This window comes from Streptomyces sp. HPF1205 (genome assembly GCF_020400825.1).
Taxonomy (GTDB): domain Bacteria; phylum Actinomycetota; class Actinomycetes; order Streptomycetales; family Streptomycetaceae; genus Actinacidiphila.
Window position 1 is genome coordinate 18,213 of the sequence record NZ_JAINVH010000037.1, and the last position, 26,426, is coordinate 44,638.

Annotated in this window: 21 protein-coding genes; 5 read left to right on the forward strand and 16 right to left on the reverse strand. The window is 74.4% G+C overall.

All coding sequences use genetic code 11. The features are described from left to right. Positions 1–123: 123 nt before the first annotated feature. A complete protein-coding gene (locus K7G61_RS30165) occupies positions 124–2,784 on the reverse strand; it encodes a protein kinase (RefSeq protein ID WP_225850225.1) in 2,661 nt (886 codons plus the stop codon). A gap of 520 nt (positions 2,785–3,304) precedes the next feature. Here K7G61_RS30165 and K7G61_RS30170 point away from each other — a divergent pair. Both K7G61_RS30170 and K7G61_RS30175 read left to right on the forward strand, forming a co-directional pair. Beyond that, positions 3,305–3,670, forward strand: a complete 366-nt coding sequence (locus tag K7G61_RS30170; RefSeq protein ID WP_225850226.1) for a nuclear transport factor 2 family protein — start codon at positions 3,305–3,307, stop codon at positions 3,668–3,670. Positions 3,671–3,873: 203 nt separating this feature from the next. After that, entirely contained in the window at positions 3,874–5,343 is a 1,470-nt protein-coding gene (locus tag K7G61_RS30175) for an MFS transporter (RefSeq protein ID WP_225850227.1), read from the forward strand. Between the two features lie 153 nt (positions 5,344–5,496). On the opposite strand, the gene K7G61_RS30180 is transcribed toward K7G61_RS30175, so the two are convergent. The 8 genes from K7G61_RS30180 to K7G61_RS30215 all read right to left on the reverse strand — a co-directional run bounded on the left by K7G61_RS30180 (position 5,497) and on the right by K7G61_RS30215 (position 16,411). Continuing rightward, complete coding sequence (locus tag K7G61_RS30180) at positions 5,497–6,882, reverse strand: deoxyribodipyrimidine photo-lyase (RefSeq protein WP_225850228.1); 1,386 nt, start codon at positions 6,880–6,882, stop codon at positions 5,497–5,499. Then, entirely contained in the window at positions 6,879–8,501 is a 1,623-nt protein-coding gene (locus tag K7G61_RS30185) for an SDR family oxidoreductase (RefSeq protein ID WP_225850229.1), read from the reverse strand. The genes K7G61_RS30180 and K7G61_RS30185 overlap by 4 nt, the downstream gene beginning before the upstream one ends. Before the next feature lie 324 nt (positions 8,502–8,825). Then, complete coding sequence (locus K7G61_RS30190; protein ID WP_225850230.1) at positions 8,826–9,338, reverse strand: SRPBCC domain-containing protein; 513 nt, start codon at positions 9,336–9,338, stop codon at positions 8,826–8,828. Between the two features lie 96 nt (positions 9,339–9,434). Continuing rightward, entirely contained in the window at positions 9,435–10,247 is an 813-nt protein-coding gene (locus K7G61_RS30195) for a carboxymuconolactone decarboxylase family protein (RefSeq protein ID WP_225850231.1), read from the reverse strand. 40 nt (positions 10,248–10,287) lie between these two features. After that, a complete protein-coding gene (locus K7G61_RS30200) occupies positions 10,288–11,949 on the reverse strand; it encodes a phospholipase D-like domain-containing protein (protein WP_225850232.1) in 1,662 nt (553 codons plus the stop codon). 27 nt (positions 11,950–11,976) lie between these two features. After that, complete coding sequence (locus K7G61_RS30205; protein WP_225850233.1) at positions 11,977–12,900, reverse strand: hypothetical protein; 924 nt, start codon at positions 12,898–12,900, stop codon at positions 11,977–11,979. Next, positions 12,897–15,284 carry a hypothetical protein gene (locus tag K7G61_RS30210; RefSeq protein WP_225850234.1) on the reverse strand — a complete coding sequence of 796 codons (2,388 nt, stop codon included), beginning with the start codon at positions 15,282–15,284 and terminating at the stop codon, positions 12,897–12,899. The genes K7G61_RS30205 and K7G61_RS30210 overlap by 4 nt, the downstream gene beginning before the upstream one ends. Positions 15,285–15,289: 5 nt before the next feature. Continuing rightward, a complete protein-coding gene (locus K7G61_RS30215; RefSeq protein ID WP_225850235.1) occupies positions 15,290–16,411 on the reverse strand; it encodes an endonuclease/exonuclease/phosphatase family protein in 1,122 nt (373 codons plus the stop codon). Between the two features lie 560 nt (positions 16,412–16,971). Here K7G61_RS30215 and K7G61_RS30220 point away from each other — a divergent pair. Further along, positions 16,972–17,190, forward strand: coding sequence for a hypothetical protein (locus tag K7G61_RS30220; protein WP_225850236.1), 219 nt, complete (start codon positions 16,972–16,974; stop codon positions 17,188–17,190). Beyond that, positions 17,187–18,176 (forward strand): ThiF family adenylyltransferase, encoded by a 990-nt coding sequence (locus K7G61_RS30225; RefSeq protein WP_225850237.1) that lies wholly within the window; start codon positions 17,187–17,189, stop codon positions 18,174–18,176. The genes K7G61_RS30220 and K7G61_RS30225 overlap by 4 nt, the downstream gene beginning before the upstream one ends. A gap of 38 nt (positions 18,177–18,214) precedes the next feature. Here the strand turns inward: K7G61_RS30225 and K7G61_RS30230 are convergent, their stop codons facing one another. After that, entirely contained in the window at positions 18,215–19,030 is an 816-nt protein-coding gene (locus K7G61_RS30230; protein ID WP_225850238.1) for a DUF1206 domain-containing protein, read from the reverse strand. 246 nt (positions 19,031–19,276) lie between these two features. Then, on the reverse strand, positions 19,277–19,969 hold the full coding sequence (locus K7G61_RS30235) for a TetR/AcrR family transcriptional regulator (RefSeq protein ID WP_225850239.1): 693 nt from the start codon (positions 19,967–19,969) through the stop codon (positions 19,277–19,279). A 50-nt stretch (positions 19,970–20,019) separates the two neighbouring features. On the opposite strand from K7G61_RS30235, the gene K7G61_RS30240 reads away from it, so the two are divergent. Then, positions 20,020–20,595, forward strand: a complete 576-nt coding sequence (locus K7G61_RS30240) for a GNAT family N-acetyltransferase (RefSeq protein WP_225850240.1) — start codon at positions 20,020–20,022, stop codon at positions 20,593–20,595. A gap of 50 nt (positions 20,596–20,645) precedes the next feature. On the opposite strand, the gene K7G61_RS30245 is transcribed toward K7G61_RS30240, so the two are convergent. The 5 genes from K7G61_RS30245 to K7G61_RS30265 all read right to left on the reverse strand — a co-directional run bounded on the left by K7G61_RS30245 (position 20,646) and on the right by K7G61_RS30265 (position 26,374). Next, the gene (locus K7G61_RS30245) at positions 20,646–21,323 is read right to left on the reverse strand and encodes a pyridoxamine 5'-phosphate oxidase family protein (RefSeq protein WP_225850241.1); all 678 of its coding nucleotides are present in this window, start codon (positions 21,321–21,323) and stop codon (positions 20,646–20,648) included. Between the two features lie 54 nt (positions 21,324–21,377). After that, the gene (locus tag K7G61_RS30250) at positions 21,378–22,361 is read right to left on the reverse strand and encodes a quinone oxidoreductase (RefSeq protein WP_225850242.1); all 984 of its coding nucleotides are present in this window, start codon (positions 22,359–22,361) and stop codon (positions 21,378–21,380) included. A gap of 52 nt (positions 22,362–22,413) precedes the next feature. Then, entirely contained in the window at positions 22,414–23,907 is a 1,494-nt protein-coding gene (locus K7G61_RS30255) for an MFS transporter (protein WP_225850243.1), read from the reverse strand. Positions 23,908–24,178: 271 nt separating this feature from the next. Next, the gene (locus K7G61_RS30260; RefSeq protein ID WP_225850244.1) at positions 24,179–24,745 is read right to left on the reverse strand and encodes a TetR/AcrR family transcriptional regulator; all 567 of its coding nucleotides are present in this window, start codon (positions 24,743–24,745) and stop codon (positions 24,179–24,181) included. A 117-nt stretch (positions 24,746–24,862) separates the two neighbouring features. Next, the gene (locus K7G61_RS30265; RefSeq protein ID WP_225850245.1) at positions 24,863–26,374 is read right to left on the reverse strand and encodes a class I adenylate-forming enzyme family protein; all 1,512 of its coding nucleotides are present in this window, start codon (positions 26,372–26,374) and stop codon (positions 24,863–24,865) included. Positions 26,375–26,426: the final 52 nt, after the last annotated feature.

Sequence of the window (26,426 nt, forward strand, 5' to 3'; positions counted from 1 at the left end):
TCACCAGCGGCACCGCTCGTCACTCGTACGTGGGGAACGGGCCGGCCGGCCCGACCGGGACCACCGGCCCCGGTCCGGTGACGCCGACACCCGCCCGAGCCGGTGGTGGTACGCGGGGGTGGGCTACGGGGCCGAGGATTGCCGGATGAGGAGGGTGCGGGCGTCCACCACCGTTGGGTGGTGCTCGCCCAGCGTGGCGGCGGCGTCCCGTACGAGGCGGTCCAGCGCGCCGGCGTCGGCCGGCTCCGCGCCCAGCAGCGCGTACGACAGCCGCAGGCGCAGGGTCAGCGCGTGGCGCTCGCCCAGCACGGTGCGCGCCTCGTCCACGAAGGCGGCGCACTCGCGGCCGGTCCGTGCGGGGTCGGCGTCGGCCGGCGCCTTCTCCCAGCGTGCGACGCGCACGCCGAGGTCGCGGGCGAGGGCGCGGGTCGCCTCACGGGCCGTCGCCGACACCGGCCGGAAGGCCGGACCGTCCGCGGGCGGCACGGCGTCCCGTACGTCCGCGACGGTGGCGTCCGAGGGCCCGGCGCCGGCCGGGACCGTACGGGTGGCGTGCTCCCTGATGAGGTCGCGGGCCGGCCGCGGCAGCGGGGGCGGGGCGACCGGGCCGTCCGGCGTGCCGGGCAGCAGCGCCCGCGCGACCTCGGCGGGCGTGGGCCGCTCGGCGGGGTCCAGCCGCAGGCAGCGCCGTACGACGTCCTCCAGCCCGGCGGGCAGGCCGGTGAGGTCCGGCTCGCCCGAGCAGATGCGGACGATCACGGGCATCGTCTCGCCGCCGCCCCAGGGGCTGCGGCCGAGGGCGAGCACGGCCAGCAGGGTGCCCAGCGAGAACACGTCGCTGGCGGGCGTGAAGTGCTCCTCCTCCCGCAACTGCTCGGGCGAGGCGTACAGGTACGTGCCGGCGAAGCCCTCGCGGGGCGCGGTCAGCCGCTCGATCTGGGCGATGCCGAAGTCGATGACCCGCGGCCCGTCCTCGGTCATCAGGACGTTGGCGGGCTTCAGGTCGAGGTGGACGATGCCCTGGGCGTGGATGGCCGTCAGCGCGGTCGCGATGCCGGCGCCGATGGCGCGCACGCCCGCCTCGTCCAGCCCGCCCGTGCGCGCGAGGAGTTGACCCAGCGAGGGCGCGGCCACGTAGGGGACCGCCATCCACGGGGTGGCGGCCTCGGTGTCCGCGGCGACCACGGGCACGGTGAAGCGGCCCGCCACCCGCCGGGCGGCCCGGACCTCGTGCGCGAAGTCCTCCCGTACCCCGGGGTCGGCCGCGTACTGCTCGTGCAGGGTCTTGACCGCGACCAGGATCCCGTCGTCGTCCTGGCACAGGTGGATCCGGCCGAAGCCGCCCTCGCCGACGAGTTCCAGGACCCGGTACGGGCCGAACGCCTCCGGTTCGCCGGCCGCGCGTGACGGCAGCGCCCGCCGCACCTCCCGCCACGTGCCGATGGCCACCGCCCCCGCGTTGAACGGCATACGGGCGCCGGGCTCGGCGTCGCGGGCCGGGGCGGCCGGCTCGGCGGCCCGCTCGTCCTCCGCCTCCACCACGACCCGGACGGCCGCGGGCTCCCCGCCGCCGAGGAGGTGTCCCTCGGCCTCCACCGTGCCGTCGTCGCCGGCGGAGACGAACACCACGGGCAGGGCCGTGAGGTCGCCCAGCCGGGCGTCGTCGGGGGCCGGGCGGCGGCCGGGCCGGGCCGCGTAGAAGGCCACCGGCTCCTGGCCACGCCCGGACAGCTCCTCGCGCAGCGCGGACCACAGCGGCGCGTCGACCGCGGCCGGGCCCGTCCCGCCGGCGCGGTCGCGCAGCACCCACAGGCGGTCGGCCACCCGGGCGCCCGGCGTGCGCAGCAGCACCCCGAAGGCCGTGCCGGGCGCGGCCTCCGCCTCCGCGGCCAGCGCCGACGCCGCGGCGGGGGCGAGCCGCACCCGCGGGCGCCGGCCGGCCCGGGCGAGCACTTCCCGCTGCCCGTTCAGCGTGTCGTACTCCGGCGTCCCCGGGCCGTCGCCGCGCAGCTCCATGCAGTCCAGCACCCGCCGGAAGGCCTCGGCCGCCTCGCCCGGGTCGTCGGCGGCGACCGTCGCCTGCGCCCGCGCGACCCAGGCGTTCAGTGCCTGGGAGCTGGCCATGCCGTAAAGGTGCTCGGACCTCTCCGCGATCCGCCCGTGCATCCGGGCCGCCCGCCGCATGTCCCCCACGCGTTCGACCTCCTGGGCCGCGGCCCGCAGGTCCTGCAGGCTGTCGTGGCCGCGGTCGTGGCCGAAGGGCAGGTCGCCGGCGAGCACGGCGTACCGCTGGCGCGCGATGGCCGCGCACTGGTGGGCGGGGCCCAGCTCCCGCTCGGCCGTGTCCAGCATCGCGGTGAAGGTGCGCAGCGCCGACGCCGTGTCACCGCCCTCCTGTTGCCAGTGACCCACGTTGCACAGCAGGTCCAGGGCGGTCTCCGTGCGCCCCGCCCGCTCGGCCGCCGCGTGCATCTCCTGGTAGCGGCGGACCGCCTCCGCGGTGTTCCCGGCCCGGCCGTGCCAGTGGGCGAGCTGATGGCGGGCCAGTTCGGTGTCCGCGTGCCGCGGGCCCTGGTGCTCCTCCCGGTCGGCCAGGAGCGCGGCGAACATCTCCACCGCCGCCCGCGGCTCCCCGCTCTCCCCCGTCCAGTGCGCGAGTTGGTGACGCAGCGCCAGGACGGTCGGATCCCCCGGCGGCAGCACGGCGCCGGCCTCGTCGATCAGCGTCCGGTAGCAGTCCGCCGCCCGGTCCGGGTGCCCGGCGCGGCCCAGCTGCTCGGCCATCGTCCCGGCCGCCGCCAGCCGCCACGGCAGGTCCTCCGCCCCGCCGGCGTCCGGCCACGGCTCGGCTTCCGTTTCCCTGCCGCGTCGCCGACCGCGAGGCCGCTCCCGGTCCCGTCCCGCTCCCGGCTCGCGCCCGGGCTCCCCGTCGGGTCCGGCCCCCGCCCTCCGCCACTTGCCGCCCCACCGCACCAGCGCCACCCCCAGCCCGTGGGCCCGGCCGGCGCCCCCTGACGCCCGCCGGACCCGCCGTACGTACTCGCCTTCCTCCACGTTCCTACACGCGCGCCGCGCCCGCTCCGGTTGCCGCTCCGGTTGCCGCGCGGTCGGCCGGGACGGACGGGACGGACGGGCGGGCGGGCGAGTGGCGACGGATGCGGGGCGGGACGGGCGGGGGGACGTACCCAACGATGTACCTAACGATGACCGATTCGGGCGGCGAGGCGGCTGCGTAGCTTCTTGACCTGCAGGAAGACGGCGCCACAAGGGGCGCCGGAGCTGAGGAGCCCAAGGAGAGGCCGCCATGAGCGACATGCAGCACCTCGTCGAGAAGTACATCGCGGTGTGGAACGAGACCGACCCGGCCGCCCGCCGCGCCCTGATCGGCGAGGTCTTCGCCGGCGACGCCCGCTACACCGACCCGCTGGCCGACGTCACCGGTCCCGACGCCCTGGACGCGGTCGTCGCCGCGGTGCGGGCGCAGTTCCCCGGGCTCGTCTTCACCCTCGGCCCGGTCGACACCCACCACCATCTGGCCCGCTTCACCTGGGAGCTGGGCCCGGACGGCGGCGAGGCCCTGGTGGTCGGTTTCGACGTCGCCGTCGCCGGCGAGGACGGGCTGATCCACGGCGTCCACGGCTTCCTGGACAAGGTCCCGGCCACCGCCTGACGGGCCCCGCCCGGCCGGCCCCGCTCGGCCGGTCCCGTTCGGCCGGTCTTTCGGACCGCCCCGCCGAGACCGTCCGAGCCGTCCGACCCACCCGGCCGAGAGGGGGCGACCCAGGGCCCGCCCCCTCGTGGCCGGCCCCGCCGCCCCGGCCGCCCCTGCATCCGCCCCGCCCCCGTACCCGGTTCACCGTGAGGAGCACCGTCATGGCCTCGGCCACCACCAGCGTTTCCACCTCAGCGGCCCGCACCGCCGCCGCCGGCGCGGCGGCCCGGCGGCCGGGACTCGGCCTGCTGGTCCTGCTGACCGCCACCTTCATGGCCGCCCTCGACATCTTCATCGTCAACGTCGCCATCCCCGCCGTACAGGGCGGCCTGCACGCCGGCACCGCGCAGATCCAGTGGGTCGTCGCCGGCTTCGGGCTGGCGGTGGCCACCGGGCTGATCACCGCGGGCCGGCTGGGGGACATTCACGGGCGGCGGCGCATGTTCGCCTGGGGGCTCGGGCTGTTCACCGCGACCTCCGCGGCCTGCGGCGTCGCCCCCACCGCGGGGACGCTGGTGGCGGCACGGGTCCTGCAGGGCCTGGCCACCGCGCTGATGAGCCCGCAGGTGCTGTCGATCCTGCAGACCGCGTGGACGGGCCGGGCGCAGGCCCGCGCGTTCAGCATGTACGGGCTGGTCATGGGCCTGGGCGCCGTCTTCGGACAGCTCATCGGCGGCCTGCTGATCAGGGCCGACCTGTTCGGTCTCGGCTGGCGTGCCTGCTTCCTCATCAACGTGCCCGTCGGCCTGACCGCCCTCGCGCTCGTGCCCCGCGCCCTGGGCGAGTCCAGGGCGCCGCGGCGGCCGGCGCTGGACAACACCGGTGCCGCCCTGTCCTCGGCCGCCACCGTCGCCCTGGTCCTGCCGCTGATCCAGGGCCGCGACCTGGGCTGGCCCGCCTGGACCTGGGCCTGCCTGGCCGGCTCCGCCGTCCTGTTCGCCGCCTTCGTGCTCCACCAGCGCCGCCGCGCGGCGGCGGGCGGCGACCCCGTCCTCAACCTGGACCTGTTCCGGCAGCGCGGATTCGGGCTCGACGCCGTGGCACAGGTGGTGTTCTGGACCGGTCAGGGCTCCTTCTTCCTCGTCCTCGCCCTGTACCTGCAGGCCGGCCGCGGCCTCGACGCGCTCGCCTCCGGCACCGTCTTCCTGTCCATCGGGACCGGCTACCTGATCACCTCGACCACCGCCCACCGCATCGCCGCCCGGCTCGGTGCCCGTACCGTGCCCGCCGGAGCCCTCCTGATGGCCGCCGGGCTGGCCCTGCTGTGGGAGGCGGTCCACGCCTCGGGCACCACCGGCACCCTGTGGGAGCTCGTGCCCGGCCTCTTCGTCGACGGCCTCGGCATGGGCATGGTCATCGCGCCGCTGACACAGTCCGCCCTGGCCACCGTGCCGGGCCACCTCGTCGGCGCCGCCTCCGGCGTCGTCACCACCATCCAGCAGATATGCGGCGCTCTGGGCATCGCCCTGATCGGCATCCTCTTCTACGGGGCCCTCGGCGACGGCGCGCCCGCCCGCTACCCCCACGCTCTCGGCCGGGGCCTGGCGTTCCTCATCGTCCTCGAAACCGCCCTCGCGGCGCTGACGGGGGTGCGGGCAGCAAGCGGACCCAAGCCCCCGCAGGCGAACTGAGCTTTAAAGGAGATCGCGTACCGCGCCCGCCGGGCGACCACCGTCGGCTGACCCCGGTCACCGACCGGCCCGGACCCCGATACGTAAGGGGCGCCCGCTCTGGCGGGCGCCCCTTACAGGCGCGCCATGGCGGCGGGCGGCGCCGGCCGGTCCTCACCGTTCGCCGCCGCGGGCGCGTTTGAAGCGGGCCAGGCCCTGGGCGAGGTCGGCGATCGGTTCCGGGTAGTCCAGGCGGGCGCGGTCGGCGGCCGGGAGCCGCCACGGTTCGTGCGCGGCGCGGCCCCGCACGTCGCGCAGCTCGGGGATCCAGCGGCGGACGTAGGCGCCGTCGGGATCGAATCGGCGGGCCTGCACGAGGGGGTTGAGGACGCGGTTGGGGCGGGTGTCCGTACCGGTCCCGGCGACCCACTGCCAGTTGAGCTGGTTGTTCGCCACGTCCCCGTCGACCAGCAGGTCCAGGAAGTGCCGGGCGCCGACGCGCCAGTCCACGTACAGCGTCTTGGCCAGGAAGCTCGCCGTGAGCAGGCGGCCGCGGTTGTGCATCCAGCCCTCGTGGGCCAGTTGCCGCATGGCCGCGTCCACGATCGGGTAGCCGGTGCGGCCCCGCTTCCACGCGGCGACCTCGTCCGCTGCGCCGCCGGGGCCGTCGGCGCCGCGCCAGGCGTCGTGCCGCGTGCGGTAGTCCTCGGCGGCCGACCGCGGCCGGGCGGCCAGCACCTGGTGGTGGAAGTCGCGCCAGGCCAGTTGCCGTACGAACGCCTCGGCTCCGGGGCCGCCGCGCTCCTGGGCGCGCCGCGCGCACTCCACCGGCGACACGGTGCCGAAGTGCAGGTGCGGCGAGAGGCGGGAGGTGGCGTCGCCGGCCAAGTCGTCGTGCCGCTCCTCGTACGCGTCCAGGCCGCCGCGCAGCCATGCCGCGAGCCGGGCCCTGCCCTCCTTCTCCCCGCCGCGAGCGAGTCCCGGGGAGGTGCCCGCCACCCGGGCGCGCTCGGGCGGCGCCTCACCGCGCACGCCGTCGGGTACGCGCACCGAGCGCGGCGCGGACCCGACCGGCCGCGGGGGCCGGCGCAGCCACTGCCGCAGGTAGGGGGTGAACACCGCGAAGTGGTCGGAGGAGGCGGGGGTGACGTCCCCTGGGGCGACGACGTGCGCCACCGCGTCGTGCACGACCACCCGGACGCCTTGCGTTTCGAGCGCGCGCCGCAGCCGGTCCTCGCGGGCGCGCGCGTACCGGCTCGGCGAGGCCGCCAGGTGCACCTGGTCCGCGCCCGCCTCGGCGGCCGTACGGCCCACCTCCTCGACCACGTCGCCGCCGCGCACCACGAGCCGCCCGCCGCGCCGCCGCAAGGAGGAGTCGAGGTCGGCCAGGCAGTCGGCGAGGAAGGCCGCCCGGTTGGGAACGGCGAACCCGGCGCTCTCGATCGCGCGGTCGCGGACGAACAGCGGGACGACCTCGTCGGCGGCCCGCAGCGCCGCCTTCAGCGGCGGATGGTCGTGCAGGCGCAGGTCGCAGGTGAACAGGACGATGGCGCGGCTCATGAGGGGCGGCTTCCTTCCGTTCGCGTCCCGGCGTCCGTTCGCGGCCCGGCGTCTCCTCGCTCTCCGTGGTCCCCCCGCCCTCCGGCGCCCGCCCGCTTTCCCCCGGCCGGCGGCCCTCCGGCGGCCGCCGCGCGGGCGATGTTGCGGGCCATGCCGCCGAAGACCGCGGCGTGGAAGGGCGAGACGCTCCACCAGTACGCGTGGCCGAGCAGTCCGCGGGGATGGAAGAGGGCGCGCTGCCGGTACCGGGTGCGGCCCCGGTCGTCGGTGCCGGCGCGCATCTCCAGCCAGGCGAGGCCGGGCAGCCGCATCTCGGCCCGCAGCCGCAGCAGCCTCCCGGGTTCGATCTCCTCCACCCGCCAGAAGTCCAGGGAGTCCCCCACCCGCAGCCGGGCGGCGTCGCGCCGGCCGCGGCGCAGGCCGACGCCGCCGGCGAGCCGGTCGAGCCAGCCGCGGACCGCCCAGGCCAGGGGGAAGGAGTACCAGCCGTTCTCGCCGCCGATGCCCTCGATCACCCGCCACAGCGCCTCGGGCGAGGCGTCGACGGTCTCCTCGCGCCGGTCGGTGTAGAGGCTGCCGCCGGCCCAGTCGGGGTCGGTGGGCAGCGGGTCGCTGGGCGCGCCCGGCACCGACGCCGAGGACCAGCGGGTGGCGACCTGGGCGTCGCGTACCCGGCGCAGCGCGAGTTCCACGGCCGCGTCGAACCCCAGGGGATGGCCGGGCGGCTCCGCTACGTACGCGGTGATGTCGTTCTCGCGGCAGACGACCTCGTGCCGCAGCGACTCGGTCAGCGGGCGGGCGATGCCGCTGGGCACCGGGGTGACCAGGCCGATCCACAGGCCGGACAGGCGCGGGGTGAGCACCGGTACGGGCAGGATCAGCCGCCGCGGCAGCCCGGCGACGGCCGCGTACCGGCGCATCATGTCGGCATAGGTGAGCACGTCGGGGCCGCCGATGTCGAAGGCGCGGTTGACGTCCGCGGGCAGCCGCGCGGCGCCGGCGAGCAGGCGCAGCACGTCGCGGACCGCGATGGGCTGGATCCGGGTGCGCACCCAGCTCGGGGTGACCATCACCGGCAGCCGCTCGGTGAGGTAGCGCAGCATCTCGAACGAGGCGCTGCCCGAACCGATGATGACCGCGGCCCGCAGCACCGCGGTGGGCACGCCGCTGTCCAGCAGGATGCGGCCGACCTCCGCGCGGGAGCGCAGGTGCGGCGACAGGGCGTGCTCGGGCACCCCGGCCGGGGTGAGCCCGCCCAGGTAGACGATCCGGCGCACCCCGCCGGCGCGCGCCGCCGCGCCGAAGACGCGGGCGGCCGTGCGGTCGGTCTCCTCGAAGGACCGGCCGGAGCCGAGGGCGTGCACCAGGTAGTACGCGACGGCGACACCGTCCATCGCCTCGCCGACCCGCGCGGCGTCGGTGACGTCGCCGCGCACCACCTCGACCTCGCCCGCCCACGGCTGGTCCCGCAGCTTGTCCGGCGAGCGCACCAGGCACCGCACGCGGTACCCCTGGTCGAGCAGCACCGGCACCAGGCGGCCGCCGATGTACCCGGTGGCGCCCGTGACCAGGCACAGCTCGCGGCCGTCCGGGGCCTGCCCGCCGTCGCCGCCGCTCACCGCGGTCCACCGCTCATCGGCACCTCACCGACACCCGCAACCGACACCCGCAACCGGCACCTCACCGACACCTCGCGCCGCCTCGTCGTCTCGTCGCCGCCCGGTCGCGGCCTGGTCGCGGCCCGGTCGCGGCCTGGTCGCGGCCTGGTGGCCGCTTCATGACGCCGCCGCCCGGGCCTCCCCGCGGCGTGGCGCCCGTCCGCCGGGCGCCTGTACCCCGAGCCTGCCCCACCCGGCCCGGCGCAGACCGCGGCTGCGCCGACCGGCCGGGGCGGCTCCGCCCGATCGGGTGAGGGGGCGCGGCGGCCCCGGGTCCCGATCCTGTCAGCGCAGCGAGAGCGCGGTGCGCTCCAGGAGCGGCGCCTTGTTCCGCAGGCTGACCGGCAGACCGGCGTCCACGATGGCATCGCGGTCCGCCTGGGTCTTGAAGTCGAGCTGCACCTTCACGGTGGTCTGCCCGTCGGACTCGCTGAACGTGATGGTGTCCAGCACCTCGTGCGCTTCGGCGGGGGCACCGTCCGGGACCGGGGGCAGGCCCTCGAAGAACTCGCTCGAAATGATCTTCTCGTCCGGGACGACCTCGCGGTACGTGCCGTGCAGGCCGCTGCCGATGGTCCCGGGCTTCACCCCGGAAAAGGCGTAGCTCCACTGTCCGCCGGGCCGCAGGTCGATCTCGGCGTCCTGCAGCTCATGGCCGGGCGCGGGGTACCAGCGGCCGACCAGGTCGGGCGTGGTCCAGCTCTTGAAGACCAGGTCCTTCGGGGCGTTGACCAGCATGGTCACCAGAAGCCGCGTGTCGGTCGGAAGTGCCACGGTCCCCGTCGTGTCGGCTGTCATGGGCGTTCTCCTTTCGAGTCTCTCTGCTTGCGTGCCGGCCGTGCCGGCTCCGTGCCGGCTCCGTGCCGGCTCCGTGCCGCGTGCCGGCCCGAAGGGTCAGAACCCTCCGCCGAGCACGGAGTCGTTCCGCTCCCTGATGTCCTGCGGCACGGTCGCCTGGTACGCGGCCGAGAAGTCGGTCTCGTCCGCGGCGGTCTCGTCGGGTACCTGCAGGACGGTGAACCACCGGTTCAGGAGGCAGAAGTGCCCGATCAGCCAGGTCAGTTCGACGATCTGGCTGTCGACGAGACGCTGGTACTGCGCGGGCGAGTACTCCCGCCACTTCTCGACGAACCCCAGGTCGAACCCGGTCATCTCCCCGCCGTCGGCCTTGCCGCGGTTGTAGAGGTCGAGTTCGTGCCTGAGCTGCTCGAACCGCGAGTCCTCCACCTCGTGGGCGTCCCGGGCCACCATGACGCAGTAGTCCAGGCAGGCGTTCTCCCGGGCCGTGTAGACGTCGCGGTGCCGATCGTGCTCGTGCAGGTGGAGCAGCTTCCGGTGGCCCTCCGCCTCCCGTCCCAGCTTGGCGAAGAGGCTGTAGCCGATGAACGAATGGTGGGTGACCGAGTAGCGGCTGCGGTTGAACAGCGAGGTCCGGGAGATGCACAGTTCCTTCAGCGGCCGGTCGAGGAAACCCGCCCACTGGTGGCCGGCGTTGAAGGTGTCGATGTCGAAGATGACGGAATTGGCGTAGGGGACTTCCGTCATGGTCAGCGACGGACAGTGCCCCATGACCTTGATGAGGTTGTTGGGGAAGTGCCCCCAGGTCAGCTCGGCCTGGCTGTAGGCCGCCGCGGTGTAGTCGTCGACTTCGTCCCTCTGCAGAGGCCGGATGCGGGTCCAGGGTCCCTGGCGGATCTCGGTCGTCATGGCTGCCTTCCTTGTCCTTCCTTGTCCTCGGGTGAAACGCTCAACGGCTCGGCCCGGCCCCGCTGAACAGGAGCCGTTCGCGCTGCCGCTGCGAGCCCTCGCGGAAGTAGGGCGCGGTCCATGTGTCGTCCGGCGCCAGCGCCAGGGAGCGGACCCCTGCGCGGTGGTCGTGGAGCAACTGGCGAAACGCGTAGTGGTCGAACATGCGCAGGAATTCGGTGAGGTAGATGTCGGCGACGGAACGGTGGCCGGAGATGAGAAGCATGTCCTCGTCGTTGTCCGCGCAACTGGCGTGGCTGAAGTTCGCCGAGCCGGTGACGAGCATCGGCTCGTCGTCCAGCGGGTCGACGAGCAGGAACTTGGTGTGGATGTAGACGTGCGACTCCTCGCCCCACTGCTCGATCTGCCACCTGCTCAGCGTGTTGTCCTCGATCCGGGCCGGCATGACGTACCGGGTGCCGTCGATGCTGTCGAGCCGCTGGATCTGCCCGCCGGTGGGCCCCGGGGCGCCCACCAGACCGAACTTGACCACTGCCGGCGGGGAGCCGACCAGGTAGTCCTCGATGCGCTTGTCGACCCCGAAGGGTGTGGTCAGCACGACGAGGTGCCGGGCGTCCGACATGAGCGACAGGTAGTACTCCATCGCCTCGTCGTGGGACCGGGGGCTGAAGACCACGCCGGGCCCACCGTCCTGCGACGCCGGCGGGATCGACGGCCAGGCCTGTTCGATCAGGGCCCTGGTGTCCTTGAGCGGGGGGTCGTCCTTCCACAGCGCCTGGTGCAGCGTGAGGTACGTCCGCGCCAGCGGCCGGCTGTACACCGCGTGTCCGACGTTGAGCTGGGCGTACACGGCGTGTTCCGTCATGTTCGTGGAACCGGTCCACACCGCCTCCGGGGTGCCCCCGCGCACCAGGACGAGGAACTTGTGGTGCGAGATGTGGCTGCCGAGCCCGGCGCGGGCGCGGCTGTACGGCAGCAGTCCGGCCGCCCGCAGGGCGTCGTGGTTCTCGGTGGTGGGCGCGGTCGACGACGATCCCGCGTCGTACAGGATCTGTACGGTCACTCCCCGGTCCGCCGCGTCCTTGAGCGGCTGCAGGAACTTCTGGTACTGCGCCTCGTACATCGCCACGTGCAGGGCGTCGCCGGGCCGCGCGCTCGCGATGAAGGCGGTCATCGCCTCCAGCAGTCCGCGGGACAGCCACCGCAGGGCGGGTTCGCCGGCCTGCTCGGGCGTTTGGCCGTCGAACTGGTCCACGTACGACTGGCTGGCGGCGCCGCTGCGGTTGAAGTGCACCTCGTGGCGGATGCCGTCGGCCGGGTCGGTCACGTTCCGCCCGTCCTCGGTCGCCACGGTCAGCTCCACCGACGGGCCGAGCCGTACGTCACCGGGCGAGCCGTGGGCCGCCGCGACCTCGTAGCGGTACGGTTTGCCCGGCTCGACGGTGTAGTCGCCCCACCGGAACTTCTGGACGGGCGCCTGGTCCGTCGGCCAGTACTGCCGCCCCTGCTCCTGCCCGGCGAACGTACGGCGGTTGACGATCCACTTGCCGGGGCCGGCCCCCTCCCCGCCGTCCTGCCGCCGCACGGCGAACCCGAGGAGTCCCTGCCGCAGGGCCGGATCGACGTCGAAGGCGAGTTCGACCACATTCGTACCGGCTATGGCCCGTACGGTCATGCCGTCGCGTCGCTGCGTCACACGCATGGGGCTCGCGCCTCCTCCCGTTGCTGGTCATTCGTGCGGCGGCGGGCCGTCGCGGACCTCGGCGGCCGCGACATCGGTGATCTGGGACCCCTTGGCATGGCCGTCGAGCTGCCACAGGATCCAGTCGTCGTCGGGTACGCTGCGCCGCTCGCGGGCGCTGTAGCGGTCCGGCAGCCGGACGTCGAGTTCTTCCAGGAAGGGCAGCAGCGGGTTCTCGATGGTGCGGCCGTCCTCGTGGTCGTCCAGCGCGATGCGCTCCCACCCGAACCTCTCCCGGTAGGGCGCGAACCCGAAGCCGTCGAAGAAGTTGTTCTCGCCGATCAGCGGCATGTACCAGAGGCTGGGGATGCCGCGCTCGTTCGGTTTGATGGGGGCTTCCTGCTCGACCTGGTCCAGCAGCCGGTCCCCCTCGTCGTCGCCGCGGCCGCGCAGGTGGGCGTGCAGTTCGTCCAGCGAGGGGCAGTTGATGGGCGGGCTGACGAAGAGCACCGGCTTGTGCTCGTTGCGCGCCACGATGATCTCGTGCGGCGTGCCGACGCTGTAGATGTTGGTCGGGCAGTAGCAGATCACGAAGTCGCTGGTGTCCACCATGCGCAGGTCGATGTGCTGCGTGGCGTAGTACTTGTGCGCGCACCAGGCCCGCGCGCGGGCCGCCTCCTGCGTCCTGGCGAAGCTCCAGCGCTCGCGGTCCTCGTCGGTGGACGCGCCTTCGCGCCCGTACTCGAACAATCCGCGCACCTCCGGTTTGACGAACGGGTCGAAGACCGTGACCTCGAACTCCCGCAGGAACTCCCCGACGCGGTTGCGCCAGCCGTGGGCCTTCTCCTCGGCCCGGGACGCCACGAAGTCCATCGGCCCGGACAGGTACACGCGTGTGTCCCGCAGCAGTCCGGGTGCCGTGCTGCCGGTCGGGCGGCTGGTCGGGCGGCTGTTCGGGCGGCTGGTCGTCATCGCCGGCCTCCTGACGCGTGGGCGGGCTGCGGCACGTCGGTCCAGGCGGACTCGACCTGCTGCCGGACGGCGAGGAAGCTGTTCTTGATCATGTCGTGGTACTCCACGTATGCGGCACGGAAGGCGTCCCAGCTCAGCTGGTAGGTCGCGGGGTCGTGGCGCTGACCGGCCAGGCAGGCCGCCAGCAGGTCGTCGAGCCTGTCCTTGCGGTTGGCGAGGCCGGCCCGCAGTTTGTTGTTCCGGGCCAGGGCTTCGCCGTCCTCCGCCCGGTCGGCGAGGAAACGGAGCCACCCGTCCACCTTGGCGTGGGATTCGTAACCCCGGTTGACCACGGCGAGGAAGGGCGAGACGTCCGAACTGCGCTCCTGCTGGAGCGTGCGTCCGCCGTCGGCTCCGGCGCCGCCCACGTGCAGGGTCCGTTCCGTCTCGGCGGTCCAGAACGCGGTCGCGGGGTTCCGCCCCTGCCGGGCGGCGTCCAGGGTCACGTCGCTGATGATCCGGAACGCCTGCTCGGACTCGATCGACCCGGCCTGCCCCAGCACGATGCCGGCGGCCCGGGCGAGCCGTTCGCATTCCATGAACTGCACCCACGACAGCAGCGGTATCGCGCTGTCGGGTGTGCGGCCCAGGACCTCACCCGTGGCCTGGTCGACGAGGAAGTGCTCCCGGCGGTGCGGTTCGTCCTGCTCGTCCTTGCGGCCCAGCAGCACCCAGGTCTCCTTGTGGCGGGTGTCCGTCAGCAGGGAGGGCGCGCCGAGGACGGCCGCTTCCTCGATCATGAAGGTGATCTTCCGGAAGGGGTCGAGGACCGGCCGGGCGGTGCGCGTCGGATCACGGTTGTCGACGAAGGCGTCCCACGGCTCCACTATGCCGATGGGCATGAGCATCATGTGCTCGGGGATGTGCGGATTCGACCGGATCTCCTGCCACACCTTGCGTGCCGTCAGGGCGTCCAGGCACAGCCACATGCCCATCTTGAGGACGTCGACGGACAGGGTGGTGTAGACGGACTGGATGCGCTGGGCCGCGGTCGCCGCCGTGTAGAGGGGATCGACCGGCCGGCCGTCGACCACCAGCACCCCTTGGGCGTCGGCGTGGTCGGCGATCGCGTCGAGTTCGTCCGGCTCCAGGTATTCGAGCAGGTTGGGCAGCCATTCGTCCTCCGCGTCGTCGGCGACCGCGACGAACCTCAGGCCGAGCTCCCTGGCCGCGTCGACGACGGCGCACACGTCGTCGACCCGGTCGCCGCTGTCCTGTTCCACGTCCAGGTAGAGCGCGATCAGTTCCCGCTGGGCCGCGAGCACCGGATCGGCGAGGACCGGGGCGAGGGCGGCGGTGATCTGCCGCCGCGACAGGCCCGTGACGTCGTACGCGGCGCCCACCCGCGCCTCGGCCGTCGTCACCGCGGCCGCAAGTTCGGGCCGGCGCGGCGTTCCCGCGTCGCCGCGGCGCTCCTGAGCGTGGAAGCGGTTCAGCTGCAGGCGCAGGTCGGTGATGGCCTCGTCGGGGGTCCGGGGACGCACCGGCGGCTTGAACTTCCCGCCGCGAACGGGGTGGAGGTCGTCGATGGCGGTGGGATGCGGGAAGTTCCGCATCGGTATCGACTGCTCCTCTTCCGAGATGTTGGAGCTGGTCGGAACCGAGGCGGCGGACAGGCGCGTGGCCAGCGCCAGGAAGGGCGGGATGGGGGAAACCGCCTGGCCCGGCACGATCAGCTCCCCGTCGAGTCCGTAACCGACCTCCGTGCTCCGGGTCGCCTGTGCTTCCGGGGACAGCGCGATGCCCAGGGTGTAGAGGTAGCCGGCGTCCTGGTCGCTGGCGCTGACGAAGTGCATGGCGCCGGCCGGTCGGCTGCGGACGCGGTCGATGACCGCCTTGCCCTGGGGCGGGAGCGGGAAGAGGCCGCGGCTCGCCATGGCGGTCCAGCCCAGCGCGAGCGCGGCCTTGGCGCGGCCGGTCAGCTCGAAGCGGATCTCGGTCAGGGGCTCCTCGTCGAGGAACGCGTGCTGGACCCGGTCCACCAGTTCGACCGCGACCAGGGCGAGCCGGTCCAGGTGGTGCTGGGCGGCGAGCCGGCCGGGACGGTCGCCGTCCGGAGCCGGGCCCGCTCCCGGGCCCACCGGCAGGGACTGCCGCAGAGCCGGCTCCGCGTGCACGCGGTCCAGCACCGCGTGCGCCGCTGCCTCGCTCAGCGCACCGGCGCGCAGCGCCTCGCCCACCGTCCGCATCTGCTCGTCGGTCGCGTCCACCGGGCAGGAACGCGACGGCAGGCGGAGCCGGCCGTTCCCCCACGCGTCGGCATCCCCGGGAGGTGCCGGCCGGAAGACCAACTCGTCGTCGAGGAGCAGGCGGACGATCGTCGGACAGCGCACGTCGGATTCCATGGTTCTCACCCTCTGTTCGCACGTCGGCGTGGTCCTGCGGCGTGATCGGCGGTGGCCGTGTGTGCGGCCGTGGCGGTGGCGGAGGCGGCGGCCGTGTGGGCGGCCGTGTCGGCGGCGGGATCGGTGGCGGGATCGGTGGCGAACTCCACCCACAGCGGATAGTGATCGGAGATGCGCCAGGACAGGTCGTGCAGCGACATCCGGCGGGCGCTCAGGATGGGACCGCCGAAGTCCACGAACCCGGCGTTGCCCGTGAAGCGCATCGACAGGACCGGCCGGTGACCGCGTCCGTTCCCGTCCTCCTCGTGGAACCAGGCGATCTGGTCGTAGAAGGCGTCGCGGGTGTCACTGGTGAAGACCGTGCGCGGGACCTTCCTCAGCTCGGCCGGCGGGCGCAGTCCCGTGGAGGTGAACGCCTTGTACAGCGGGTCCTCCTCGGAGCCGATGTTCATGTCGCCGAGGACGATGAGGTTGTGGCCCCACTCGCTCTCCGTTTTCGCCCAGTCGCGCAACCACTCGGCGATTCCCAGCAGTTCGGGCAGCCGGTCCTCGGGCTGCCCGAACCGGATGTGCAGCGTCACCAGTACCAGGGTCTGCGCGCCGCACCGGAAGCTGACCGCGTAGGGCCGGCGGGCGAAGTCCGGGCTGTTCTTCCGGACCCGTTCCGGCAGGGTCAGCTCACCGGCCAGCCCGGACGGCTTGGCCCGGCGGGTGTCGAAGACGAACGCCATCCGTTCGTCGTTGCCCGCGCGGCCGCGGTTGACCTCGGTGAGGATGAACCCCCAGTCGGGCCCCAGCGCCTTCATCATGTGGCGCAGCGCCTTCATGTTCGCCCGCACCTCCTGGACGGCGACCACGTCGAAGTGCGAGACGATCTCGGCGATGCAGCGCAGGGATTCCAGATCCCTCATCGGCTGATCGGTGGACCGCGCGTGCCACTGCTCGTTCAGGTCGCCGAAACAGCGGATGTTCCACGTACCGACCAGCACGTTCTCGTCGACCCTGCGGGCCGGCAGCCGGCCGCGCAGCGTGTCGCGCAGGTTGCCCAGCAGGTGCTGGGTGCGCTGCGGCGGACTTGCCAGTGACTTGTCGACCGCGGATCTGGTCGCCGCGTCGTCGAACGGCACAATGACCTCCGTGCGCGGGTCACCGGGCACAGCCGCGGAGCCGGGGTGCGTACCCGGCGAGCCGGACGGCGTGCGTCCCGCGCGTACCGGACCGGGCCGGAGCCCGGCCGTAACGAGTCGTCATCAGACGTACCGGCGGCCCCGATCGTGGCCGGCCGACCGTCCGATGGCCGTGCTTCTTCAGGCTCACACCGTCGGACGGACCACGCAACCGCGCCCGCACGCGGCCTCCGAGCGAGCCCCGAGCGGTCGCTGAGCGGCCCCGCGGCGGCGAATCGGCGCGGGGACCCGGGCGTTGTACGCCGGTATCGCGCCGCCCGCTCGACCACCCCGGGGGCGGCGATGGCCTGACGGTGGCGGGCGGGCGGCGGGCCGCGTGGCGCCCGGGCCGGCGGGGCCGCCCGGGCCGCCGGGATGCGGCCCCCGTACCGGCGCGTACCGTGGAAAGCGAGAGCCATGGAGCCGTGGGTTGCGATGAACCGGCCCGGCGGCGGTCGACGGCAAGGTCCCCACAGGGGGCGCGGGAGCGCCGGAGACCCGGGCTCGAAGGAGGTTTCCTCATGGGTGCAGCACCGCGGACCGTGCAGACGGCGGAACTGACGCCGGACGAAGCGCGTGACAGCGAGCGGGAGTGGTTCCTCGACACCGGCAGCGGGGAGTTGAAGCCGGAGGGGTACGGAGGGCCGGAGGGGCCGGAGGGGCCCGAGGGCGGGCGGATCGACGAGGATTCCCGTGACCTGCCGAAGGCGGTCCGGGTGGCGCGCTGGGTCTTCGATTGACCGACGAGCGGTGGGCCGGGGCCGGGGAGCGGGTCTGGGCGCGGCACGGCCGGCGCACCGGCTCGGCGCTCATCGTCGGGGCGGGAGCGGTGGGCGGATTCCTCGCCGAGGAACTCGCGCGGATCGGGTTCAGCCCGCTGCGGCTCGTCGATCCCGACACCCTGGCGGTGGAGAACCTGGTACGGCACCCGCTCGGCGCCTCGGCCTTGGGGCGGCCCAAGGCCCCGGCGCTCGCCGAGAAGATCCGCCGCGACTTCCCGCCCTGCGACGCGACCGGGCTGCGCCTCGACTTCCTCGACGCACCCGCGGACGAACAGCGGTCACTGGCGGCGCGGGCCGACGTGGTGGTCGCCGCGACCGACTCCGTCGCATGCCAGCGGCACGTCAACCGCGTCGCCCTCTCGGTCGGCACGCCCGCGGTGTACCCGGGGGTGTGGGTGGACCCCCGGATCCGTGACGCCGAGGTCGGCGAGATCCTGTGGGTGCTTCCCGACGGGCGCACGCCGTGCTACGAGTGCGCCGCGGAGTTCCGGCGGTCGGCGTCCGACACCCAGGCCGCTCGCGGCGCGCGGGTCGACATCCAGCTCGTCGTCCTGGCCACGGCCCAGATCGTGGCCGCCCTGGTCCATCCCGAGGACGCCCGCTCGGGGATCCTCGACCCGGAGCGCAGCGCCGTCTACCTGCACGGACTCACGCCCACCTCGCCCGCCGTACGTCCCGCCTTCCCCACCGCGGGCCTGAGCAGCCGCAACGTGCGCGTCCCCTTCCCGGCCCGCCCGTGCGCCGCCTGCCGGGGCCGCCGCCTCGCCCCTTCCCCGCGCGTCCCGGCCGCCGCCGCCCCCCTCGCGCCCGTCTCTCCCGAGGACCCGTCGCCGGCGGCGGGCGACGCGGGACCCGAGCGTCCCAAGGTCACCGTGTTCGCCGTCATCGCGCTGGTGGTCATGGTCTTCTTCGTCGCCTCCGTGCTCCACACGGCGGGCGGGTGACGCCCGGCCCCGCGCGCGGGCGCGGGCCCGTCACCTCGTCACAGGCGGCGCCAGCGGGCCGAGGCGAAGGAGAACACGCCGAACAGGACGAGCCCCGCGGCCACCGCCGCGAGCAGCCACGGACCGGCCGGGGTGTGGGCGAAGGCGCGCAGGGTCTCGTCCATGCCCTTCGCCCGGTGCGGCTGGAAGCGCACCGCGGCGATGAGGACGAAGACGCCGGCGCCCGCGTAGACCGCGCCGCGGGCCGCGCCGCCGACCGCGCCGGACACGGTGACGGCCTCCCGGGTCCGCCGCCCCATCCGCGCGGTGTTGAGCTTCTTCAGGAACGTCCGGCGCACCGCGCGCACGGCGATCACGACGCCCGCCACGCACAGCGCCAGCCCCGCGGCTCCGGCGATCCAGCGTCCGCCGGGCAGTTTCAGGACACTGGCCGTCCAGTCCTTCGACTGCTGGTCGCTGCCGCCCGAGGAGCCGCCGGAGCCGGCCGCGTACGCGGCGGTTCCCCAGCAGACCAGGGCGTAGAACACGGCCCGGCCGCCGTCCGCGGCCCGCTTGCCGGCCTTGTCGTCGGCCAGGAGCGCCCGGGCGGCACGCCACAGCGCCATCCCGGCCAGCCCCGCCGCGAGCAGCCACAGCATCGCGGTGCCGAAGGGCTGCGCGGCGATCTGGTGCAGCGCGCCCTGCCGGTCCGCCCGCTCGCCGCCGTCGCCGAAGGCGATCCGCAGGGCGAGGAAGCCGACGAGCAGGTAGATGACGCCGCGGGCGGCGAACCCCGCGCGCCCGGCGGGCCGCATGGCCTCCCGCAGCGGGCGTGCGGCCCGGCCGCCGCCGTGTCCGTAGGCGTGTGTCGACATCCGCGACCCCTTCTCCGTGTCGTACGTCCGGTGGTGATGCGTGACGCGCGGGTGGCGGGCTCACCCGCCGGACGGGACGGCCGTCCCGTCCGGCAGTCGCCCGCCGTCCCGTCCGGCCGTCCCGCGTCCCGTCGCGTCATCGGGCGCCTTCCCCCAAGCGGCCGCGGAACGCCGACGCGTGAGCCGGTTGTTCGCGGCCGGGATCCGCGGCCGGGTTCCGGGGCCGCCGTCAGGACGGCCGTACGGTCAGGAGGGCCGTGCGGGCCGGCCGCCCTCGGGCCGGCCCGGGTCGGCGGGGTGACCCGCGGCCGGGGCGGCGGAGGGAGCGGGAGCGGGCGGGGCGGCGGGCTCCGCGGGGGGCGTCAGGGCGGCCAAGTAGGCGTCGAGGAGTTCGACTTGGCGCTCGGGCGGGAACGCCGCCGGGTCGAACAGGGCCTGGACCACCAGGCCGAGGACGAAGGACTGCGCGCCGGCGGCGATGGACGCGGGATCGCCGGGGGGCAGGTCGCCGAGTTCCTGGGCCGCGGCCACCCGCTGCTTCAGCCGGTCGCGGCCCTCGGCGTACTTGCGGGCGTAGTCGGCGCTCAGGGCGGCGTCGGAGAGCGCGGCGTCCCACGAGGAGACCCAGATGCGGTTGCTGCCGGTGGCCTCGGGGGTCAGCGGCAGGACGTCCAGCAGGGCGTCCCTGACAGCCGCCAGGCCCGTGCCCGTACGGCGGCGGGGGCGGGCGAGGGTGCGCTGTTCGAGCAGGTCGAGGGCGTACTCGACGAGGGCGTGCTTGGTGGGGAAGTAGTGCGTGAGCAGGCCGGTGGTCGCGCCGAGCTCGGCGGCGACGGCGCGCAGGGTCAGGCCGGCGAAGCCGCGTGCGGCCATGACCCGCCAGACCGCTGCGGAGACGTCCCGCCGGCGGGCCTCGTGGTCTCCCTTCGTGCGTGGCATGCCGCCACGCTACATTGCCATAACAACCGTTATGCAAAAGGGAGGCCCTGATGTTCTCACTGCCGCTGCGCGACGGCGCCCGCCTGGCCGCTCTGGAGGTCTGGCACGCCGAGGAGTTCGCCGAGCACATGGACAGGGCCCGCGAGCACATCCGTCCATGGGTCGGGCCCGCGTTCGTCGCCGGCGGCGTGGACGGGGCGCGGGCCACCCTCCGGCGGTACGCCGAGGCGCAGGCCGCCGACGGCGCCCGTCTGTACGGCATATGGCGGGACGGGACGCTGTCCGGCGGCGTGCTGTTCACCGATGTCCAGGCCGCCGCCGGATGGTGCGAGGTCGGTTGCTGGCTGGAGCCGTCGGCCGAGGGCCGCGGTCTGGTCACGCAGGCGTGCCGCGTACTGCTGGACTGGGCGTTCACCGCCCGGGGGCTGCACCGGGCCGAGTGGCACTGCCGCGCCGACAACGACCGCAGCGCGGCGGTGGCCGCGCGGCTCGGCATGACGCTGGAGGGCGTGCGGCGCGAGGCGTGGCCGTACGAGGGGGTGCGCTACGACAAGCAGGTCTGGGCGGTGCTCGCTCCCGAATGGCGAGCGGCGAACCGCTGCCCCGCGGCCCCGGCGAACCACTGACCTCCGGCCCGTCCGGCCGGCGGCCCCCGCCCGGCCCCCGGCAGCCGCCGTCACCCGTCGCCGCCGCCCGCCGGGTCCACGCGGGCGCGCAGGGCCTCGTTCTCCGCGCGCAGGCGGGTGATCTCGTCCCGCCAGGGCTGGAGGACCTCCTCGAGTTCGTCGGGGGTGAAGCGGGGGGTGATGTGCTTGTGGCAGTTCCAGCTGTAGCCCTCGACGCGGATGGTGACGACGCGCTCGACGTGGCCGTCGGTGCGGGGGTGGGACAGGCGGGTGGCCAGGCCGGGGGCCTCGGTGATGTCGTGCCAGGTGCAGTGGCCGTAGAGCTTGAGCCGGGCCAGGTTGGCGTAGTCCATCAGGAACAGGGCCGCGCGGTCGTCGTGGCGCAGGTTGCCGGTGGTGATGAACTGGCGGTTGCCGCGGACGTCGGCGAACGCCAGGGTGTGGGCGTCCAGGACGTGGAGGAAGCCGGGCGGGCCGCCGCGGTGCTGGATGTAGGGCCAGCCGGTGTCGCCGACGGTCGCCAGGTAGAAGCCGTCGCGTTCGGCGATGAACTGCTGCTCGGCCGGCCCGAGGGGGTCGGGCCGGCCGTCGGCGTCCGCTCCCCCGGTCCCGGCCCCCTCCCCGTCCGCGTCCGCGGCCAGGTGGCGCCGCATGGCCTGCGCGCTGCCGTTGCGTTCCTGGACGGCGCGGACGGAGTCGGTGTAGGCGATGCGGGCGAAGCGGGTCATGGCGCGTCTCCGGGTGTCTCGGCTGCGCTGCGGATGGGGGTGGCCTGCCGGGCGTCAGTTCGCCGGGTCCAGCAGGAGCTTGCCGGTGGTGGTGCCGGACTGGAGGTCCGCGTGCGCCTGCGCGGCCTTGCCGAAGGCGTACCGGCCGCCGATCACGGTGCTCAGCACGCCCTCGTCCAGCCAGCGGAAGACGTCGGCGGCGCGGCCGGCGAGTTCGCCGTCCGGGCCGACGTGGTCGGCCAGGGTGGGCCGGGTCAGGAACAGTGACCCGCGCGGCGCCAGCGACTGCGGGTCGAACGGCGGCACCGTCCCTGACGCCGTGCCGACCAGCACGTACGTGCCGCGCTTGCGCAGCGAGGCGAGGCCGGCGTCGAAGGTGTCCCTGCCGATGCCGTCGTAGACGACGTCCACCCCCCGCCCTCCGGTCAGCTCGCGGACCCGCCCGGCCAGGTCGCCGCCCTCCTCGCGGACGATGACGTCACTCGCGCCCGCCGCCTCGGCCGCCGCGGTCTTTCCGGCCGAGGAGACCGTGCCGATGACGCGCACGCCGCGGTGCGCGAGCAGCCGCACCAGGTGGCGGCCGAGACCGCCGGCCGCGGAGTGCACGAGCGCGGTCTCGCCGCCGGCCGCCTGGTAGGTGGAGGTGGTCAGGTAGTGCGCGGTGATGCCCTGGAGCATGATCGCGGCGGCGTCGGTGTCGTCGATGCCGTCGGGCACGCGCACCGCGGACACGGCGGGTACGGCGACGAGTTCGGCGTACGAGGCGGGGGCGGTGCACCACGCGACGCGGTCCCCCGGCCGGAATCCGGCGGCCGCCGCCTGCGGGCCGGCGGCGACGACCGTGCCGGCGCCCTCGCTGCCGGGGACGAACGGGGCGCGCGGCGCGCCCCGGCCCTCGCGTTCGTAGACGTCCTTGAAGTTGACGCCGGCGGCGGTCAGCCGGACCAGCAGGTCCGCGGGTCCCGGCTCGGGGTCGGGGCGCCGCGCCTCGGCCAGGACCTCGGGTCCGCCGTGGCGTTCGGCGACTACTGCGCGCATGGTGCATCGCTCCTCGTATGACATGACGGGTGGTACGGGGCCGGCACGGGTGTCAGGCCGTCTCCTTGCGCGGCACGTAGGCCACGCTCAGGGCGATGATGGCGAAGAAGCACACCGCCACGAGGACGACACTCACGCGCAGGCCGAGCAGCGCGTCGTGCATGCCGATCAGGGAGCCGAGCAGGGCGACGCCCATCGCCATGCCGACCTGGCGCGCGGTGTTCAGGACGCCGGAGCCGAGGCCCGCGTAGGCGGGGTCGATGGCCAGCAGGGCGGCGGCGTTGAGGCTCGGCGAGAACACACCGCAGCCCAGGCCCGCCAGCGCGGTGCCGGCGACGAACAGCGGCAGCGTGTCCCGGCCGGTCACGCCGAGCAGCAGAATGCTGCCGACGAAGGACGACAGGGCGCCGGTCCACAGCAGGAAGCGCGGACCGCGGCCGATCAGGCGGCGGTTGAGCACGATGGTGCCGAAGACCCAGGCGACGGAGAACGGCAGGAAGTACACGCCGGTCCGCTCCGCGCTGATGTGCCAGTGCTGCTGCAGGTAGATGGCGAGCATGAACTGCATGCCGTAGCCGCCGAACTGGAACGCGAAGCCGTTGGTGATCGACGCGGAGAAGGCGGCGCGGCGGAAGACGGCCAGCGGCAGCATCGGGTGCGCGGTGCGCGCCTCGACGGCGACGAAGCCGGCGGCGGTGGTCACCGCGAGGGCGAGCAGGCCGAGCGGGAGCGGCGAGGTCCAGCCCAGCGAGCCGCCCTCGATGAGGTACGCGACCATCGCGGACAGGGCGACGATGCCGGTCACCTGGCCGGGCAGGTCGGCGGCGCGCGAGGCGCGGCGCGGCGTCTCGTCGGCGTAGCGCAGCGCGAGGAAGAGGGTCAGCAGGCCGACGGGCACGTTGATCAGGAAGATCGAGCGCCAGCCGATGAGTTCGGTCAGGGCGCCGCCGCCGATCGGGCCGGCGACCAGGGCGAGCCCGCCGGTGGCGCCCCAGACGGTGATGGCCTTGGCGCGCTCGATGGGGTCGGGGTAGGTGCGGGCGATGATCGCCAGGGTGGTGGGCAGCAGGCCGCCGGCCGCGACGCCCTGCAGGAAGCGGGCGGCCACCAGGACGGTCAGGTTCGGGCTGAGCGCGCACAGCAGGGACGCGGCGGTGAAGCCGGCCAGTGAGGACACGAACAGCCGCCGGGCGCCCCAGCGGTCGCTGATGCTGCCGGCCGTGAGCAGGACGCTGGCCAGCGGGATGGTGTAGATGGTGACGACCCACTGGAGTGCCGCCATCGAACCGTGGACGTCGCGCTCGATGGCGGGCAGGGCGATGTTCAGCGCGCTGCCGTCCAGAAGGATCATGAAGAAGCCGAGGCAGACGGCGGCGAGCGCGAGGCCGGTGCGGCGCGCGCTGCGCACCGGTCCCGCGGTGGCCGTGCCGGCGGCGGCAGTGGCGGCGCCCTGGACCGCGGCGGGAGCGGCAGGCGCGGCAGGCGCGGGGGTGTGCGCGACGCGGGGCGGCGCCGTGCTCGTCGGCGTTTCGGGGGCGGCGGTCATGGCGGGAACCTTCCTTCGGTCGCGGGGCGTTGGCGGGCGTTCGCGGGGCTGTCGCTTCGGGGCCGGTCAGTCGCCGTTCGGGCGCGGTGCGGTCGTTCCAGGGCACGGTCGTGCTCGGGCGCGTTGGTCTTCGCGGTACGGGGTCGCGGGTGCAAGTACGGGGTCGCGTGCGGGTACGAGTACGGGTGCGGGTACGAGTACGGGTTCGCGGTCATGGGTCGCGCCGCGTCGCCGCGGGGCGGGTGCCGGGCCGGCCGGTCCGGCACCGCCCTCAGGCGCGCAGCCGGGCCACGGCCGCCTTGGCCGCTTCGGTGGCGCGGCGGAAGGCCTGTTCGTCCTGCTGGGCGCGGGCCAGGACGTAACCGCCCTGGACGGCCGCGACGACGAGGTACGCCATGGCCGCGGGGTCGGTGTCCTGGCGCAGTTCGCCGCTGCGGACGCCTTCCTCCAGCACCTCGGCGATGCGCTGCCGCGACCACGCGAAGAACTCGGCGACGGGTGCGCGCAGGTGGTCGTCGGCGACGACGTCGGGGTCCTGGACGAGGCGGCCGACCCGGCAGCCGGCGAGCGGGCTGCGCTCCATGTCGAGGTAGGCGCCGATCCGTTCGACCGCCGAGCCGCCGCCGGCCAGCACCGCTTCGACCGCGGTGCTCAGCTGGCGGGCGGAGTGCCGGATGGCGGTGAGGGCCAGATCGGCCTTGCCGGAGAAGTGGTGGTACATGCTGCCCTGCCCGGCGCGGGAGCGCTTCTGGATCATCGCCGGGCTGGTGGCCGCGTAGCCGCGCTCCCACAGGAGCTCGGCCGCGGCCTCGACGAGTGCCTCCTTCGTCGTCCTCATGACTCCTACTGTACATACTAGTAGGTACAGAATCAACCGGAGCCCCGCCGATCGCTCCGGCGGGGCTCCGACCAGGCGTTCAGGGCCGCGGACACGGTCGGGGAGGAGCCGCGCCCCTCACGCCGTCTTCGGCAGCGCCGCCAGCTCCCTGCGCAGTTGCGGCAGCGACACCTTGCCCGCGCTGTTGTACGGGATGCTCCCGGCCTCGGCGACGCGGGCGCCGCCGGTGAACCGCCCCAGCACGTCGCCGGCCCGTACCAGCGCGCGCTGCCGGCGCTGCGGGGCCAGGCCCGACTGGAGGACCACCACCGCGACGGCGCCGGGTCCGCCGTCGTCCAGCGAGGTCGTGACGCACACGTCGCGCACCGCCGGATCCTCCTTGATGGCGCCCTCGACCCGCACGACGTCGATCCCCGGCTCCGAGCGTGCCGTGACGTACAGCCGGCCGTCCGCGCCGAGGTAGCCGTAGTCGCTGGTCAGGATGTGCCGGCGGCCGTCGAGGGTGACGGTGTCCAGCGGCCGGTGCACGTACTCGTCCATCGCGTACGCGCTGTCGATCGCCAGCAGGCCGACCCGGCCGGGCGGCAGCGCGGCGAGGGTGTCCGGGTCGAGGGCGCGGACGGTGATGCCCGGCATGAAGCGTCCCGCCGAGTACGGCGCGGCGGCCAGGTCGTCGGGCCCGGCCATGGTGTTGATGCCGGTCTCGGTCGTGGCGTAGTACGCGTACAGCAGGTCGCCGAGCCGGTCCCGGGTCTGGCGGATGGTGCGCGGGCTGATGTGCCGGCCGCCGGTGAGGACGAAGCGCAGCGCGGTCAGGTCGGCGGCGGCGTGCGTCGTGGTGGCCGCCTCCAGCAGCCGGTCGAGGAACGGCGGTACGAAGAAGGCGCCGGTCAGCCGCTCGTTCGCGAGGACGTCCACGGCCGCGGCCGCGTCCGGCGGGCCCAGCCGTACCGTGCCGCCCAGGGCGAGGGCCGCGCCGGCCCACACGTGCCCGGAGGCGAAGGCGAGCGGCGAGGTGATGAGGAAGGAGTCGCCCGGGCCGAACCCGACCCGGTCGCGCAGGAACGCGACGCGCTGGTTCTCGGTGCGCTTGCGGCGGACGAACAGCTTCGGGGTGCCCGTGGTGCCGCTGGTGAAGCCCAGTGCCGAGAACGGCGGGTTGACCCACGGCGCCGCGCTGTGGTCGCCCTCGGCCGCCGCCAGGTAGTGCGTGACCCGGGTGTCGAAGGCGGGGAACGCGACCAGGTCGAGCAGCACGGCGGTGTCGCCCCAGCGCTGCCAGAAGTCGGCCGGCAGGCTGGGCAGGGAGCTGTCCACGACGATGAAGGTGGGGTTCACGGCGGCCAGTTGCTCGGCGATCGTGTCGCCGTCGCGTTCCGGGTCGACGCCCACCCAGGGTATGCCGAGCGATGTCAGGGCGGCGGTGGCCACGACGACGCGGACGCTGTTCCCGGCGAGCACCATCGCCCGGTTCGCCTCGTAGTGGTCCAGGGCCCGGGTCAGCCAGGCCCTCAGCGCCTCGACCCGGTCCGCCAGTTCGCCCCACGTCAGCGCCTCCTGGCTGTCGCGGACGGCGACGCGGTCCGCCGCCGCGGCGGCGTGCTCCCGTACCGCCTCAAGTGTGATCATTGCCGTCTCCTCAGGGGATGTCGTGCGGTGTCGTGCGGTGTTGACGAGGTGC

Coding starts and splice junctions, on each gene's coding strand:
- K7G61_RS30190 (WP_225850230.1), bottom strand. CDS start 9,338: ATGACAGCCGACACGACGGGGACCGTGGCACTTCCGACCGACACGCGG.
- K7G61_RS30170 (WP_225850226.1), top strand. CDS start 3,305: ATGAGCGACATGCAGCACCTCGTCGAGAAGTACATCGCGGTGTGGAAC.
- K7G61_RS30180 (WP_225850228.1), bottom strand. CDS start 6,882: ATGAGCCGCGCCATCGTCCTGTTCACCTGCGACCTGCGCCTGCACGAC.
- K7G61_RS30220 (WP_225850236.1), top strand. CDS start 16,972: ATGGGTGCAGCACCGCGGACCGTGCAGACGGCGGAACTGACGCCGGAC.
- K7G61_RS30230 (WP_225850238.1), bottom strand. CDS start 19,030: ATGTCGACACACGCCTACGGACACGGCGGCGGCCGGGCCGCACGCCCG.
- K7G61_RS30240 (WP_225850240.1), top strand. CDS start 20,020: ATGTTCTCACTGCCGCTGCGCGACGGCGCCCGCCTGGCCGCTCTGGAG.
- K7G61_RS30195 (WP_225850231.1), bottom strand. CDS start 10,247: ATGACGACCGAGATCCGCCAGGGACCCTGGACCCGCATCCGGCCTCTG.
- K7G61_RS30165 (WP_225850225.1), bottom strand. CDS start 2,784: ATGGCCGAGCAGCTGGGCCGCGCCGGGCACCCGGACCGGGCGGCGGAC.
- K7G61_RS30200 (WP_225850232.1), bottom strand. CDS start 11,949: ATGCGTGTGACGCAGCGACGCGACGGCATGACCGTACGGGCCATAGCC.
- K7G61_RS30255 (WP_225850243.1), bottom strand. CDS start 23,907: ATGACCGCCGCCCCCGAAACGCCGACGAGCACGGCGCCGCCCCGCGTC.
- K7G61_RS30235 (WP_225850239.1), bottom strand. CDS start 19,969: ATGCCACGCACGAAGGGAGACCACGAGGCCCGCCGGCGGGACGTCTCC.
- K7G61_RS30210 (WP_225850234.1), bottom strand. CDS start 15,284: ATGGAATCCGACGTGCGCTGTCCGACGATCGTCCGCCTGCTCCTCGAC.
- K7G61_RS30265 (WP_225850245.1), bottom strand. CDS start 26,374: ATGATCACACTTGAGGCGGTACGGGAGCACGCCGCCGCGGCGGCGGAC.
- K7G61_RS30260 (WP_225850244.1), bottom strand. CDS start 24,745: ATGAGGACGACGAAGGAGGCACTCGTCGAGGCCGCGGCCGAGCTCCTG.
- K7G61_RS30205 (WP_225850233.1), bottom strand. CDS start 12,900: ATGACGACCAGCCGCCCGAACAGCCGCCCGACCAGCCGCCCGACCGGC.
- K7G61_RS30175 (WP_225850227.1), top strand. CDS start 3,874: ATGGCCTCGGCCACCACCAGCGTTTCCACCTCAGCGGCCCGCACCGCC.
- K7G61_RS30250 (WP_225850242.1), bottom strand. CDS start 22,361: ATGCGCGCAGTAGTCGCCGAACGCCACGGCGGACCCGAGGTCCTGGCC.
- K7G61_RS30245 (WP_225850241.1), bottom strand. CDS start 21,323: ATGACCCGCTTCGCCCGCATCGCCTACACCGACTCCGTCCGCGCCGTC.